Raw genomic sequence first — 14,244 nt, 5'->3', positions numbered from 1 at the left:
GCCCCGGCCCCGCTGGCCCCGTCGGGCCCGGGCTCGGCGGGCGGGGTGGTGGGGGAGGCGAGGCGGATGCCGTAGCAGGTGAGGAGGGTGGCGACGTCGTCGCCGGACAGGGGGCCGCCGGGGCGATCCTCGACAAGACGGCGGGCCTGTGCGCGGTCGAAGCCGGGCAGGTCGCGCACCACTCCGGCGGGTTCGCGCCGCCAGGCGCCGTAGGCCGCCGCCGCGCCGAGGGCGGTCGCGGCGGCCTCGGGGAACACGTAGCTCGGCACGGTCCGCCCGTCGCGGCGCAGCGCCGCTGGTGCGCCGGCCTGGGACAGGAAGCTTGCCAGCACGGTTTTCTTCGGTGCCTCGGCGGCGGCCTCGGAGATCGCCGTCGCCACCTCGTCGGCGTACCGGACGAGCGGCGGGATGAACAGCACGATCACGCTGTCCACCCCCTCGTCGGCGAGGGCCGCGGACAGCGCCGCGCGGTACTCCGCCCCGGTCGCGCCGGGCCCGAGGTCCACGACGGGCGCGGAACCGGGCCGGCGCACGACGGTGTCCCCCACCGTCCGAAGGGTCTGCGGGCCGAACTCGGCGAGCACCAGCCCGCTGGCGACGCACGCGTCCGCGGTCAGCGCGCCCGGTCCGCCCGCGTTGGTGATGACGGCGACCCGGTTGCCGGGCGGCACCGGCTGGTGGGCGAGCAGCAGCGCGACGTCGAACAGGCTGCCCAGGGAGCGGGTGCGGATGATGCCGGACTGCGCGAACAGGGCGTCGAGGGCGGATTCGGAGCCGGTGACGCCACCGACGGTGCGCCCGCGGCGCCGCGCGTGCGCACCGAGCGTCGGCGAGCCGGCGTACATGGCGACGATCGGCTTGCGGGCGGCGATGCGCCGGGCGATGCGGGCGAAGGTGCGCGGGTTGCCGAACCGGTCCAGGTGCAACAGGATCACCGAGACCGCGCTGTCCTCCTCCCACCACTGCAGCAGGTCGTTGGTGGACACATCGGCGGCGTTGCCGATCGAGACGAAGCCGGAGAAGCCCAGGCCGATGCGGTGCGCGTGGTCGAGCACGGCGAGCCCGAGCGGGCCGGACTGGCTGGACATCGCCGCGGGGCCGGGGCCGGGCATGACCGGCGCGAACGTCGCCACCATCCGGCGGGTGCCGTCCTGGCGCATGACGCCCATGCAGTTCGGGCCGACCATCCGCATGCCGCTGTCGCGGGCGAGCGCCGCGAGCTCCCGTTCGCGGACGACCCCCTCCGGCCCGGACTCGCCGAAGCCGGTGGAGACCACGACGACGACGCCGGCGCCGACCTCGGCGGCCTGGCGTACGACGTCCTCGACGGCGGGCGCGGGCACGGCGACGAGCACCAGGTCGACCGGCCCTGGCACGTCACGCAGGCTCGGATGGGCGGGCAGGCCCGCGATTGTCTCCGCGTGCGGGTTCACCGGGTAGAGGCCGCCGGTGAAGCCCTGCTCGGCGAGGTTGCGCAGAATCTCGTGCCCGATGGTGCCGGGTTCGCGGCTCGCGCCGACGACGGCGACCGTGCGGGGCTCGAACAGCGGCGCCAGGGAGTGCCGGATCGCCGTGTGCTCGCGCCGGTCCAGCCGGGCGCTGGTCTTCGTGTTCGCGTCGGTGCCCAGGTCGACGTGCACGACGGCGGGCCCGAAGCTGGTCGTGTGGCGAAAGCCCGAACCGTCGAAGGTCCGCAGCATCCGGATGTTGTCCGGCAGGACGTCGGCGGTGAGCGTCTCGATGCCGCGCTCGCGAGCGGCCTCGGCGATCCGGTCGAGCAGGATCACCCCGAGGCCGCGGCCCTGGAAGGCGTCCTCCACGGTGAACGTGACCTCGCCCTGGCTCGGGTCGTCCGCCGAGCGCACGCAGCGGGCCGTCGCCACGATGTCGGAGCCCAGCGTCGTCACCAGGGCGATCTGGTTGTCCCGGTCGACCTCGACGAACTCGCGCAGGCCCTCGCGGCCGATGCGGACCACCGGCCCGAGCAGGCGGTAGGAGATCGTCTGCCGGGACAGCCGACCGCCGAAGGCGAGCAGGGCGTCGGCGTCGTCCGGCCGGATCTCGCGAATGCGCACCGACCGGCCGTCGTTGAGCAGCGCCGGCCCCTCCCAGCTGGCGGTCCAGCCCGAGCCGTCGGAGCGGCTGTCGGGCGGGCCGTCGGAGGGGATGCGCTCAGCCATGACAGCGACGTTATGCCACCCGCCAGTACGGTGGGCCCGTCAGCCGCCGAGCTGCTGGCCGCACCACTGCCGGCCGTCCGGGCCGTCGCCGCCGGGCATGACCTCGAACGCCGCGCCGGAGTGCGTGGCCCGGACGAAGTAGAGGCAGCGACTGACCCGGCCGAGGTTCGTGCGCAGGTCCACCGGTTCGGCGAGCAGCCCTCCGGCGGTGTAGTCGGCGACCTGGCGCAGTCCGCCGATGAAGCCCGCCCGGCTCGGGCAGGGGCCGGCGGCGGCGAGGCCGCGCAGGAACAGGTCGGCGGCGAGGTAGGCCTGCATCGCGACCAGGCCGCCCGTCTCGCTCGCCTCCGGGGCGTAGGTGTTCATCGCGTTCTGGAAGGTCCGCACGGCGGGGGAGCCGAGTTCGAACGGGCTGTTGGCCATGTAGACGGCCATCCCGGCGATCGACGGGCCGTAGGCGCGCAGCAGGCCGGTGTCGTAGCCCGCGGGCCCGAAGGCGGCCCGGACCTCGCCGCCGCCTGCCCGGACGGCCCGCAGCGCCCCGGCGAGGACGTCGCCGGCCGTCGACGCCACCGGCGGCGTTGGCCAGCGCCACCCGGGCCTCGGCCCCGGCGCGCGCCGGGCTGAACGGGCCGGAGAGCTCGCCGGTGTCCGGGACGAGCAGGCCGACCCGCAGCTGGCCGTGCTCGGCGCCGCTCTGGGCCTGCCCGGGTGGGCGATCGGTTGCGGGTGCCGGGCTCGTTGCCTACCCTTCGGCGCGGCGTCGGGCGCCCGCCGGGGCGTTATGATCGTAAAAATGATCTGTATTATTTTGATGAATGAGGGTGAGCGGTGAGTAGCTATACCTTCCCGGTGGAGTCGGGGCAGATCCTGCTCTTTGCCCGCTCCGTCGGCTATCCGGACTCCGCCTACGCGGACCCGTCGGCCGGGGCGCCGCCGACCTTCGTGCAGTCCGGTGCGCAGTACGACCCGGACTACCCGCTGCGCCCGACGCCCGGCGAGCCGTGGCTGGGCTCGGGGAAGACGCCCAGTGGCGCGAAGCCGCCGGAGGGCGGCGGTGGCCTGCACGGGGAGCAGCACTACGTCTACCACCGGCCGGTGCGCGTCGGTGACGTGCTGACCGCGACCACGACGCCCGGCAAGTCGTGGGAGAAGTCGGGTCGCCGCGGCGGGAAGATGGTCTTCGAGGAGATCGTCACGGAGTTCCGCGACGCGGCCGGCGAGCTGGTCGTGACGGCGCGCGCGGTGCGCGTGATCCCGTCGCAGGTCGTCGAGAGCCCGGCGGCGGACGCGGCGGCCGCCCGATGAGCGCCCGCCAGATCGCCGTCGGCGACACCGTCGAGACGGTCCTCACCGAGGACCTCACCCGGACCCAGATCGTCATGTACGCGGGCGCCTCCGGCGACTACAACCCGCTGCACACCGACGATCTCTACGCCCGCGAGGGCGCCGGCTACCCGGGTGTGTTCGCGCACGGCATGCTCACCATGGGGTTGACCGGCAAGGCCGTGACGGACTTCGTCGGCGACGGCGAGCTGCTGCGCTACGGCGTCCGTTTCCGTAGCCAGGTCTGGCCGGGCGACAGGCTCACCTCCACCCTGACGGTGACCGACGTCAAGGAGGAGGACGGCCGCGCGGTCGTCGAGCTGGAGGTCGTCACCGTCAACGGCGACGGCGTCCAGGTCGTCAGCGGCTACGCGGCCGCGGCGCTGTCCTAGTCGGCCGGCGCCCGCCCCGCGGCGGCGTGTCCCCAGGCCAGGGGGCCCGCCGCCGCCGGTCCGCCGGCTGTCCGGCGGCGGAACGAAGACGGGCAAGTTAGATAACTCGTCGCTATTATTTAGACCATGCCGACGCAGCAACCTGTGGCCGAGAACCTGTTCACCTGGCCGTCCGACGAGCCCCGGCTGATCGCGTCCGAGCGGGACGGGGTGATCTCCTTCCCGCCGCGGCCCGGTGACCCGACCCGGTTGCTCAGCCGGCGCGGCACGCTGTGGACCTTCACCACCCAGCAGTTCCCGCCGCCGTCGCCCCCGTACGACGGCGACCCGAACCCGAAGACGCACGTGCCGTACGCGGTGGGCTACATCGAGCTTCCCGGCGAGCTGCTGGTCGAGGCGCGCCTGACCGAGGCCGACCCCGCGAAGCTGCGGGTCGGCCAGGAGATGGAACTGACCGTCGTGCCGTACGTGACGCGTCCGGACGGCACGGAGATCCTGACATTCGCGTTCGCCCCCGTCGCGGACGGCGCGTCGACCAGTGGGGAAGGTGCCGCATGAGTGGCGTGGACGTCGCGATCGTCGGAGTGGGCCTGTTCCCGTTCGGCCGCTACCCGGGCACGCAGTGCCTGGAGATGGGCGCGCAGGCCGCCCGTGACGCGCTGGCCGACGCGGGGGCCGAGTGGAAGGACGTGCAGAGCGCGTTCGTCGGCTCGCACGAGGTTTCCAACCCGGACTCGATCGTGGGCCTGCTGGGCCTGACCGGCATCCCGGTGCGGGCGGTGTTCAACGGCTGCGCGACCGGCGGCACCTCGCTGCAGATGGCCGCCAAGGCCATCCAGTACGGCGAGGCCGATCTCGCGATGGCGATCGGGATGGACAAGCATCCGCGCGGCGCGTTCTCCGGTGACCCGTCGATCCTTGGCCTGCCGGCCTGGTACGGCCAGACCGGCATGTTCCTGACCACGCACTTCTTCGGCATGAAGATCAACCGCTACATGCAGCAGCACGGCATCTCGCGGGAGACGCTCGCGAAGGTCGCCTCGAAGAACTTCGCCAACGGCGCGCGCAACCCGCAGGCCTGGCGGCGCACCCCGATGACCCCGGAGGCGATCCTCGACTCCGAGATCGTCAACTACCCGCTGACCCGCTACATGTACTGCGGACCGGACGAGGGCGCCGCGGCGCTGGTGCTCGCCCGTGCCGACCAGGCTCACCGCTACACCTCCACCCCGGTCTTCGTCCGCGCGGCGGAGCTGCGCAGCCGCCGGCCAGGCGCGTTCGAGGTGCAGAGCCCGTCGCTGCCGCTCGAGAGCGCGCCGAGCCCGTCGGTCGACGCGTCGAAGGCCGCCTACGAGGTCGCCGGCATCGGCCCGGACGACGTGAACGTCGCCCAGCTGCAGGACACCGACGCCGGCTCCGAGGTCATCCACATGGCCGAGAACGGCTTCTGCGCGGACGGCGAGCAGGAGAAGTGGATCGCCGAGGGCGCCACCGAGCTGACCGGCCGGCTGCCGGTGAACACCGACGGCGGCCTGATCGCCAACGGCGAGCCGATCGGCGCCTCCGGACTGCGCCAGATCCGCGAGATCGTCCTGCAGCTGCAGGGCCGGGCCGGTGACCGCCAGATCGCCGGCGACCCGCGGGTCGGCTACACCCACCTGTATGGCGCGCCCGGCGCCTCCGCGGTGACGATTCTGTCTCGCTGAACCCCGACGAACCGACCGGCCGCGGCGCCCCGGCGTCCGCGGCCGGTTCCGGTTCGGAACCGAGTACCTGGGAGGCGTGGACGTGACACAGACAGCCGAGCAGCCTGAGAAGCCCGAGCAGCCTGAGACGCCGGAGGAGGAGCTCGTCCTGCGCGAGCTCACCGACGACGGCGTGCTGGTGCTCACCCTCAACCGTCCCGGCCGGCACAACTCGTGGGCCTACGACATGGAGGGGCGCTACTACACGCTGCTCGACGAGGCCACGGCCGACCCGGAGGTCCGGGCGATCGTGCTGACCGGCGCCGGCGGGACGTTCTGCCCGGGGATGGACCTGGCGATCCTGCGCCGCTCGTCGTCGGACCCGACGTTCAAACGGCCGCAGCGCCGCCCGCAGACGACCGCGCGTACGGTGCCCAAGCCGATCATCGCGGCCATCGACGGCGCGTGCGCCGGCATCGGGTTCGTCCAGGCGCTCATGGCGGACCTGCGTTTCACCACCGCGCGGTCGAAGTGGACGCCGTCGTTCAGCCGCCGCGGCCTGTCGTCGGAGGACGCGGTGAGCTGGCTGCTGCCACGGCTCGTCGGCGCGGGCAGCGCGGCGGACCTGCTGATGTCCTCGCGGGTGGTGCGCGGCGACGAGGCCGTGCGCCTCGGGCTCGCCCAGCGGCTGCTGGAGCCCGACGAGCTGCTGCCGGCGGCGCTGGAGTGGGCCACCGACGTGGCCCGCAACGTCTCGCCGTGGGCGGCGGCCCAGATCAAGCAGCAGCTGGCCGCCGACCAGACGGCGACGCTGGAGCAGGCGCGGCTGCGCTCCAACGAGATCCTCGTCGAGGCCCGCAAGCGCGCCGACTACGCCGAGGGCGTCCGCTCGTTCCAGGAGCGCCGCGCGCCGCAGTTCGAGGGACTCCCGAAGGACCACCCCCGGATCGACCTGGGCGAGAACGCTCCGTGACGCCGGCCGCCCCCGGCGGCCCGGTAGATGATCAGGTGGGCCGCCGCCGACGGTCCCGCCGTGGTCTGGACCGCCGCGGGGCCCGCCGCCGGGCGGCGGCGACGGGCTCCCGCGGCGGCCGGTGCTCAGCGGGCGACGAGCCCCGCGCCGGTGTTGTACATGATGTCGTCCTTGGCGGACTCGTCGAGGCCGTCGAGCAGCTTGCGGAAGTCGGCGGGCTCGGCGAGACCCTCGGCGTGCGGCCAGTCGGAGCCCATGACGATGCTCTCGTGGAAGCCGAGCTGGCGGATGATCTCCACCGGGTTGTCCTCCGGGTAGGGGACGACGCGCACGTGGTGGCGGAAGACCTGGCTGGGCCGCTCGGCGAGCGGGCCGCCGATCCACGGGCCGTTGCGGCCCATGCCCCGGCTCTTGTCCATGTGGGTGACGAAGTGCGGCACCCAGGAGGCGCCGAACTCGCTGGCCAGCACCTGGATGTTCGGGAAGCGGCCGAACAGGTTGTCGAAGATCAGCGCGGAGACCGTCTCCTGGATCGGGCGCTCGCCGTAGGTGTGCTGCCACTGCCACGCCGACATCCGGAAGTGGATGGGGTCGGGGTCGTGGCCCCAGGCCGGCGCGAGCTGCGCGTTGTAGTAGTTCTCGGTGATGTGGAAGCAGACGGTGGCCTTCGCCTCGTTCACCCGGGACCAGAACGGGTCGAAGTAGGGGTCACCGGGGCTGCGGCCGTAGGCCGGGCCGGTCGGCAGCAGGATGAACCGGGCGCCGCGGTCGAGGACGAACTCGAGCTCCTCGACGGCCTTGTCCACGTCGCGCAGCGACAGCGTGGCCGGGGCGAAGATCCGGTTCTGGTAGGCGTAGCCCCACTCCTCGTCCATGTAGAGGTTGAAGGAGTGCAGGTTCGCGAACAGCATGTCCGGCTTGTCGGACATGTGGGCCTCGGCCATCAGGCCCCAGCTGCCCGGGTACATGATCGTCCCGTCGAGGCCCTGGCGGTCCATCTCCGCGAGGCGGGCGTCGCGGTTCTGGTACTCGGTGCGCATGTCCTCGAACATGTAGGTCTCGGCCGGCGCCCCGGTGCTCATCTGCTTGAGCATCTCCTTGAGCGAGCCGGGCTTGTAGGCCTTGTGGAACTCGGCCTCCACCGCCACGAGGAGTCGCTCGCCCATCAGGATGGCGTCCGTACCGTCGTGCATCTTGACGGGCTTGACGGTGCGGGTCGCCCACTCGGGGGCGATGTGCCGCGTGAACGCGTCCTCCGTCTCGTACATGTGCTGGTCGCAGTCGAAAACTCGTGCCACGGTCGCCTCCTCGAACCTCTGGCCCGTCGCGAGCCAGCCCCAATACCGTACAATCATCTTAATTATTTTGTCCACGGCGATCCGAGGTGGTGGCAGGTGGCCGACGGCCCTGAGCTGGTACGACACGAGGTTGACGACGTCGGCGTGATGACTGTCACCCTCGACGACCCGGAGAACCGCAACGGGTGGTCGCCGAACATGGAGAACGCCTACTTCGCCGTGCTCGACGCGGCCGCGGTCGACCCGGCGGTGCGCGTCGTGGTGCTGACCGGCGCCGGCCGCTCGTTCTGCCCGGGTCTCGCGATGAGCCGGCTGACCTCGAACGCCGGCCAGGGCCTGCGGATCGCCGACCGCCGCCCGCAGTACACCCCGCGGCTGTTCCCGAAGCCGCTGATCGCCGCGATCAACGGTGCCTGCGCGGGCATCGGCCTGGTCCAGGCGCTGCAGTGCGACGTCCGCTTCGCGGTGCGCGGCGCCAAGTTCACCACCGCGTTCTCCCGGCGCGGCCTGTCGGCCGAGTACAACCTCGCCTGGGTGCTGCCCCGGCTGATCGGCACCGAGAACGCGCTGGACCTGCTGCTGTCCGCGCGCACGTTCCTCGCCGAGGAGGCGCACGCCCTCGGCCTGGTCAGCCGGCTGAGCGAGCCGGACCAGACGCTGACCGACGCCCTCGCCTACGCCCGCGACCTGGCCGTGAACTGCGCGCCGACGGCGATGTCCGTCATCCGCCAGCAGGTCTACGCCGACCTCGACGTCGACTTCAACGAGGGGCTGCGCCGCTCGTTCGCGGCGATGGCGTTCATGAACTCCCAGCCGGACATGGTCGAGGGGGTGGCGAGCTTCAAGGAGCGCCGCCCGCCGAACTTCCGCCCGCTGCCGGCGGACTTCGACCCGGCCGCGGTGCTGGACATCACCCCCGAGCCCTTCCCGCGCCCGCCAGCCTGACGGGAACCCCGCCATGGGAACCCCGCCATTGGGAATGCAGTTATGGAGGCAGACATGACCGAGACGGCGACGGCCGCCGCGGGGCAGGTGTCGGACGAGGAACTGCTCGCCCGCTTCCCCGGCCAGCCGGTCGATCACGACAGTGCCGCGCACTACCGCGGCCGGCTCGCGCACCGGCTCCTGATCAACCGTTGTGGGGACTGCGGCACCTGGCATCAGCCGCCGCGGCCGGTGTGCCCGGCCTGCTGGTCGTCGAACGTGGTCGCGACCGAGGTCGCCGGTACCGGCACGGTGCATCTGGCGATCTTCCTGCACCAGGGCCCGCCGGCTCCCGGGGTCGACTACGCGACCCCGCATCCGGTGGTCACGGTGGACCTCGACGAGCAGCCCGGCCTGCGCTTCACCAGCACGGTGGTCGACGCCGACCGGGAGCGGGTCCGCGTCGGTGACCGTGTCGCGCTGGAGTGGATCGACCGAGGCGGCGCGCCGCTGCCCGTCTTTCGCGTCGTCGAGGCGGCCGGTTCGGCCGGGGGAGAGTCCGCATGAGCGCCGCGCGCAATCCGATGCGGGACCGTAACCCGCTGAGGGACAGGGTCGCCTTCGCCGGGGCCGCGACGACCGGTTTCGTGCCGCGCAACTCCGGCCGCAGCATGCTGTCGCTGACCGCGCAGGCCAGCATCGACGTGCTGCGCCAGTGCGGGCTCACCGCCGCCGACGTCGACGGCGTCTGCGGGTCGCTGGTGCCGGCGCCGACGATGCAGTCGGCTCTCGGCATTCCCGAGGTGAGCTGGTTCGCCAACCCGGCGATGCCGTTCGGCAACCAGGTGGCGGCGGCGGTGTCCGCGGTGCACTCGGGCCTGTGCGACGTGGTGCTCGCCTACCACACCGCCTACCGGCTGCCGTGGAACACGATGTCCTCGCTGAAGGATCCGTTTCGCCGTTCGTCCGGGACGGCCGGGGTGTCGCCGGCGCCGGAGTCGCTGTTCGGCAGCGTCGGCTACACCGCCTGGGCGTCGCGCTACATCCACGAGTTCGGGGTGCCGAAGGAGCACTTCGGCTACGTCGCGATCAACGACCGGGCGAACGCGGCGGCCAACCCCGCGGCGGCCATGCGCACGCCGATCACGATGGACGACTACCTCGGCGCCCGCATGATCCGCTGGCCGCTGAGCCTGCTCGACATGGATGTGCCGGTCGACGGCGCGGACGCGTTCGTCATCACCACCGCCGAGCGGGCCGCCGACCTGCCGCTGCCGGCGGTCCTCGTCGACGCGGTCGCCCTCGGCGCCACCGCGCACAACGAGGAGGAGCAGACCGACAGCCTGCGCCACCACGGCCAGCACGTCACGGTGAACGCGCTGCGGGCGCGCAGCTCCTTCTGGCTGGACGACGTGGACGTGTTCTTCCCGTACGACGGGTTCACGATCATCACGCTGAACTGGTTCGAGAACGCCGGCTGGTGCAAGCCGGGCGAGGCCGGTTCGTTCCTGGAGCAGCACCGCGACCCGGCTACGGGGAAGATCCTCATCGACGGGCGAATCCCGGTCAACCCGCACGGCGGGGCGCTGTCCGAGGGGGGCACCCAGGGTTCGGGCCACGTCCGCGAGGCCGTGCACCAGTTGCAGGGCCTCGCCGGCGAACGCCAGGTGCCGGACGCGAAGCGCGCCCTGCTCACCCTCGGCGGCTTCTTCTTCAACGCCCAGGGCCTGACCCTGCGCCGCGCGGACTGAGGGGCACGACGAGACGAGGGCGGTCCCGCGGGACCGCCCTCATGCGCGTTGCTGGTCGTACTCGGTCGTACTCGGTCGTACTGGCTCAGCGGCCGGCGCCCAGCGAGGTGCCGCCGGGGTAGTTGCCGCCGCCGTAGGCCGCGTCGAGGGCCTCGTAGTCCGTCGCGCCGGCCGCGGTGCGGGGGATGGCCTCGGTGAACTCGATGGTCTTCGGCTTCTTGTAGGTCGCGATCTCGCCGCGGACGTGCTCGATGAGCTCCGCCTCGGTGGCGGTGGCGCCGTCCGCGAGCACGACGACGGCCTTGACGTCCTGCAGCCACCGCTCGTTGGGGATGCCGATGACGGCGGCCTCGCGGACCGCCGGGTGCCGGGTCAGGGCCTGCTCGACCTCGGCCGGGAAGATGTTCTCCGCCCCGGACTTGATCATGCGGGTGAGGGTGCCGACGAAGGTGATGCTGCCGTCGGGCTCGCGCCTGCCCAGGTCGCGGGTGTGCCACCAGCCGTGCGCCCAGCGCTCGGCATTGACCTCGGGCCGGTTCCAGTAGCCGAGGTGGACGACGTCGCCGCGGGCGCAGATCTCGCCGGGCTCGCCGTCGGGAACCTCGTTGCCGTCCGCGTCGAGCAGCCGGATCTGCAGCAGCGGGTTGGGCCGCCCGGCGTTCGCCCCGCCGAGGCCGAAGCCGCGCAGGATCTGCATGCCGGTCAGCTCGGTCTGGCCGTAACCCTGGCCGATGCCGCCGCCGTAACGGGCGAACCGGCTCGGGTCGTCCTTGATCACACCGTTCCACAGCGGGCCGGCGAAGGTGGCGTGCAGCGCCGAGAGGTCCTTCTCGTCGGCCTCGTTGAGCTTGATCAGCTCGGCGATCGTGGCCGGCATCAGGTAGGCGTGGGTGACGTGCTCGGCCTCGAGGACGGTGAGCACCTCCTGCGCGTCGACCCGGCGCAGGACGACGTTCGTCCCGGCGACGAGGAACGTCGGGATGCCGAAGAACTGGAAGTTGCCGATGTGGAACATCGGGCCGGTGTTGAGGAACACGGCGTCGGCGTCGATGTCGCCGACACCGGCGACGGAGACGCCCATGCTGATCAGGTTGTTCTGGGTGATCAGCGACCCGCACTGCCGGCCGGTGATCGCGGCGGTGTAGATGACCAGCAGCGCCGAGTCCGGGGAGATCTCGAGGTCGGGGTCGGTCGCGTCCCCGCTGGCGAGGAAGTCCTCGTAGGTGCCGGGACCGGCGGCGTCGTGCTGGATCCACAGCGCCTGATGGGTGGCGCGCTCCCGGGCGGCGCGCACCGTCTCGCCGATCTCGGTGTCCTGCCAGATGATCACCGTGGGGCTGAAGTCGTCGATCGCGAAGGCCATCTCGGCCGGCGACCAGCGCCAGTAGCCGGGACAGACCATCGCGCCGAGCTTGGCGGCGGCACCGAGCAGCTCGTAGACGCGGCTGGAGTTCTGCCCGAGCCACAGGACGCGGTCGTCCTGCCCTACGCCCGCGCCGCGCAGCGCGTTGGCGAGCCGGTTGACCCGGTCGTCGAGCTCGGGCCAGGTCAGGCGGGTGTCGCCGTCGACCAGGGCGACGCGGTCAGGGTAGGAGCGGCGGTGGTCCCGAAGGACGTCACCGAAGGTGAGGCGGGTCGCTGGCATGCGCACCTTCCACACGTAGAATAATTTAGCTAATTCTACTGGTCGGCTGCACGGACCTGGCGCAGCAGCTCGGGCAGCAGCTCGGGGTCGGTCTTGTAGGTCGCGTAGAAGGTGAGCCGGGTCGCGACGGCGCCGAGCTTCGCGATCAGCGCCGGGCCGATCTCGTCGGGGCCGCCGACGATCGCGAACGTGTGCAGCATCTCGTCGTCGATGAGATCGGCCATCGACTCCCACTTGCCTTCCTTGGTCAACCGGGTGAGCTCCGGCTGCAGCTCGCCCCAGCCGTGCAGCTCCAGCACGGCCCGGTAGGCCGGGGTCGAGGCGTAGAAGGCGATCTGGGCCTTGGTGCCGGCGATCGCGGTGGCCAGCTCCTGCTCGGTGCGCCCGACGGCGACGAACGACGGCCCGGCGATCTCGAAGCCCTCCAGGGTCTTCCCGGTCTTCTCCCGCCCACGCCGCAGCGCCGGCAGGGTGACCTCCTCCAGGTAGCGGGGGGTGGTGAACGGGTGGATGAAGAAGCCGTCGGCGACCTCGCCGGCGATCTCGGTCATCACCGTGTTCACGCCGGCGACGAACACCGGCGGCGGGCCGGCCGGGTGCGGCGGCGGCGCGAAGAACGGGGTCATCAGGGTGTGGGTGTAGAACTCGCCCTGGAAGTCGAGCTTGCTCTCCTCCTGCCAGGCGGTCCAGATCGCCTTGAGCGCCAGCACGAACTCGCGCATCCGGGCGGCCGGGCTCGACCACGGCATCGAGAAGCGGCGCTCGATGTGCGGCTTGACCTGGGAGCCGAGCCCGAGCACGAACCGGCCCCTGGCGTGGCGCGCGAGGTCGTAGGCGACGTTCGCGGTCGTCATCGGGGTACGGGCGAACGCGATCGCGATGGACGTGCCCACCGTGATGTTCTCGGTGGCCTGCAGCGCCTGGAACACCTGCAGGAACGGGTCGTGCTTGGTCTCGCCGACCCACAGCCCGTCGTAGCCGGCCTGCTCGATCTCACGGGCGGCGGAGGCCGTGACGTCGATGTCCTTCGTGAGCGTTGAGTCGATCTTCATCGGGTTCCTTCGGTTGAGGGAGCCAGCTCGTCTGAGGAGGCGCTGTCACGCAGCACCCGCCGCAGCACCTTGCCGTTGGCGTTCTTGGGCAGCTCACGGACGGTGGACCAGACGCGCGGGATCTTGAAGCCGGCCAGGCGCTCCCGGGCGTAGGCGGCCAGCTCGTCGAACGCCGGCGGCGCCGCGGGGTCGGCGGGCACCACCCAGGCGCCGATCTCCTCGCCGAGCCGCTCGTCCGCCACCCCGGCGACCGCGACGTCGGCGACGCCCGGGTGGGTGCGCAGCACATCCTCGACCTGGACCGGCCGGACGATCTCGCCGCCGCGGGAGATCGTGTCACCGGTGCGCCCGACGAGGTGGACGTAGCCGCGGTCGTCGACGGAGCCGAGGTCGCCGGTGCGGTGCCAGCCGTCCGGCCCGCCGGCGAACAGGTGCGGACCGCGCACGACCACCTCGCCGACCCCCTCCCCGTCGGGGGCGTCGATGCGCAGCTCCAGGCCCGGCACCGGGCGGCCCACGGTGGCCAGCAGGTCGGTGTCGCCGGCCCGGATCGCGTCGTGGTCGGCGGAGGTCAACGCGCACAGCGGCGAGCCCTCGGTCTGCCCGAACAGGTTGGTGATCCGCACGTCGGGCAGCACGTCGACGGTGCGCGCCAGGGTCTGCGGGCGGATCGGCGAGCCGCCGTAGGTCAGGGTGCGCAGCCCCGGCAGCGGCAGGGCGTCCGCCGCCAGCAGCATCTCGATCATCGGCGGGATCATCAGCGCGTGCGTGATCCCCAGGCCGTCGAGCTCGCGCCAGGCGGAGACGGTGAACCAGCCGAACGCGACGATCGCGCTGCCGGCGCCGAGCGCGACCGCGAGGTTGCCGGCCCCGGCGATGTGGTGGAACCCGGCCACCGAGACGAACACGTCGCCGGGCCCGAGCGGGATGAGGGTGCGGTAGACCTCCACCCGGGCGGCGAGCGGCCGCTGCCGGTAGTGGACCGCCTTGGGCAGACCGGTGGTGCCGGAGGTGTGCA

The 14,244-nt window shown here is 72.3% G+C and carries 14 protein-coding genes; 8 read left to right on the top strand and 6 right to left on the bottom strand.

What is annotated here, in order from left to right:
• Both C1A33_RS09105 and C1A33_RS09100 read right to left on the bottom strand, forming a co-directional pair.
• Nucleotides 1-2,180 (bottom strand): bifunctional acetate--CoA ligase family protein/GNAT family N-acetyltransferase (locus C1A33_RS09105; protein WP_101831080.1); only part of this gene is annotated, 2,180 nt, incomplete at its 3' end.
• 39 nt (nucleotides 2,181-2,219) lie between these two features.
• Entirely contained in the window at nucleotides 2,220-2,753 is a 534-nt protein-coding gene (locus C1A33_RS09100; protein WP_243407344.1) for an ABC transporter substrate-binding protein, read from the bottom strand.
• A 258-nt stretch (nucleotides 2,754-3,011) separates the two neighbouring features.
• Here C1A33_RS09100 and C1A33_RS09095 point away from each other — a divergent pair, with 258 nt between their 5' ends.
• The 5 genes from C1A33_RS09095 (at nucleotide 3,012) to C1A33_RS09075 (ending at nucleotide 6,556) form a co-directional block, all read left to right on the top strand.
• Nucleotides 3,012-3,488: an FAS1-like dehydratase domain-containing protein gene (locus tag C1A33_RS09095; RefSeq protein ID WP_101831079.1), complete on the top strand. Its 477-nt coding sequence runs from the start codon at nucleotides 3,012-3,014 to the stop codon at nucleotides 3,486-3,488.
• The gene (locus C1A33_RS09090) at nucleotides 3,485-3,898 is read left to right on the top strand and encodes a MaoC family dehydratase (protein WP_101831078.1); all 414 of its coding nucleotides are present in this window, start codon (nucleotides 3,485-3,487) and stop codon (nucleotides 3,896-3,898) included. The genes C1A33_RS09095 and C1A33_RS09090 overlap by 4 nt, the downstream gene beginning before the upstream one ends.
• A 126-nt stretch (nucleotides 3,899-4,024) precedes the next feature.
• Nucleotides 4,025-4,456, top strand: a complete 432-nt coding sequence (locus tag C1A33_RS09085) for a Zn-ribbon domain-containing OB-fold protein (RefSeq protein ID WP_101831077.1) — start codon at nucleotides 4,025-4,027, stop codon at nucleotides 4,454-4,456.
• Nucleotides 4,453-5,604, top strand: a complete 1,152-nt coding sequence (locus C1A33_RS09080) for a thiolase family protein (protein WP_101831076.1) — start codon at nucleotides 4,453-4,455, stop codon at nucleotides 5,602-5,604. Before C1A33_RS09085 ends, C1A33_RS09080 begins: the two co-directional genes overlap by 4 nt.
• Nucleotides 5,605-5,686: 82 nt before the next feature.
• Nucleotides 5,687-6,556: an enoyl-CoA hydratase-related protein gene (locus tag C1A33_RS09075; protein WP_101831083.1), complete on the top strand. Its 870-nt coding sequence runs from the start codon at nucleotides 5,687-5,689 to the stop codon at nucleotides 6,554-6,556.
• Between the two features lie 125 nt (nucleotides 6,557-6,681).
• On the opposite strand, the gene C1A33_RS09070 is transcribed toward C1A33_RS09075, so the two are convergent.
• Nucleotides 6,682-7,854 carry an amidohydrolase family protein gene (locus tag C1A33_RS09070; RefSeq protein ID WP_207770230.1) on the bottom strand — a complete coding sequence of 391 codons (1,173 nt, stop codon included), beginning with the start codon at nucleotides 7,852-7,854 and terminating at the stop codon, nucleotides 6,682-6,684.
• A 96-nt stretch (nucleotides 7,855-7,950) separates the two neighbouring features.
• Here C1A33_RS09070 and C1A33_RS09065 point away from each other — a divergent pair, with 96 nt between their 5' ends.
• From C1A33_RS09065 to C1A33_RS09055, 3 genes are read left to right on the top strand one after another with little or no spacing between them, the layout of a single operon-like run.
• Nucleotides 7,951-8,799, top strand: a complete 849-nt coding sequence (locus tag C1A33_RS09065; protein ID WP_243407343.1) for an enoyl-CoA hydratase-related protein — start codon at nucleotides 7,951-7,953, stop codon at nucleotides 8,797-8,799.
• A gap of 54 nt (nucleotides 8,800-8,853) precedes the next feature.
• Nucleotides 8,854-9,345, top strand: coding sequence for a Zn-ribbon domain-containing OB-fold protein (locus C1A33_RS09060; protein ID WP_101831074.1), 492 nt, complete (start codon nucleotides 8,854-8,856; stop codon nucleotides 9,343-9,345).
• The gene (locus C1A33_RS09055; RefSeq protein WP_243407342.1) at nucleotides 9,342-10,529 is read left to right on the top strand and encodes a thiolase family protein; all 1,188 of its coding nucleotides are present in this window, start codon (nucleotides 9,342-9,344) and stop codon (nucleotides 10,527-10,529) included. The genes C1A33_RS09060 and C1A33_RS09055 overlap by 4 nt, the downstream gene beginning before the upstream one ends.
• Before the next feature lie 85 nt (nucleotides 10,530-10,614).
• Here the strand turns inward: C1A33_RS09055 and C1A33_RS09050 are convergent, their stop codons facing one another.
• The 3 genes from C1A33_RS09050 to C1A33_RS09040 all read right to left on the bottom strand — a co-directional run.
• On the bottom strand, nucleotides 10,615-12,174 hold the full coding sequence (locus tag C1A33_RS09050) for an AMP-binding protein (RefSeq protein ID WP_101831073.1): 1,560 nt from the start codon (nucleotides 12,172-12,174) through the stop codon (nucleotides 10,615-10,617).
• 35 nt (nucleotides 12,175-12,209) lie between these two features.
• Nucleotides 12,210-13,226 (bottom strand): TIGR03617 family F420-dependent LLM class oxidoreductase, encoded by a 1,017-nt coding sequence (locus tag C1A33_RS09045; RefSeq protein WP_101831072.1) that lies wholly within the window; start codon nucleotides 13,224-13,226, stop codon nucleotides 12,210-12,212.
• Nucleotides 13,223-14,244 (bottom strand): class I adenylate-forming enzyme family protein (locus C1A33_RS09040; protein WP_101831071.1); only part of this gene is annotated, 1,022 nt, incomplete at its 5' end. The genes C1A33_RS09045 and C1A33_RS09040, both read right to left, overlap by 4 nt.

Source organism: Frankia canadensis (assembly GCF_900197875.1).
Classification (GTDB): domain Bacteria; phylum Actinomycetota; class Actinomycetes; order Frankiales; family Frankiaceae; genus Frankia; species Frankia canadensis.
Note: the sequence above shows the minus strand (reverse complement) of the source record. Positions and strands in the feature narration are given on the sequence as shown.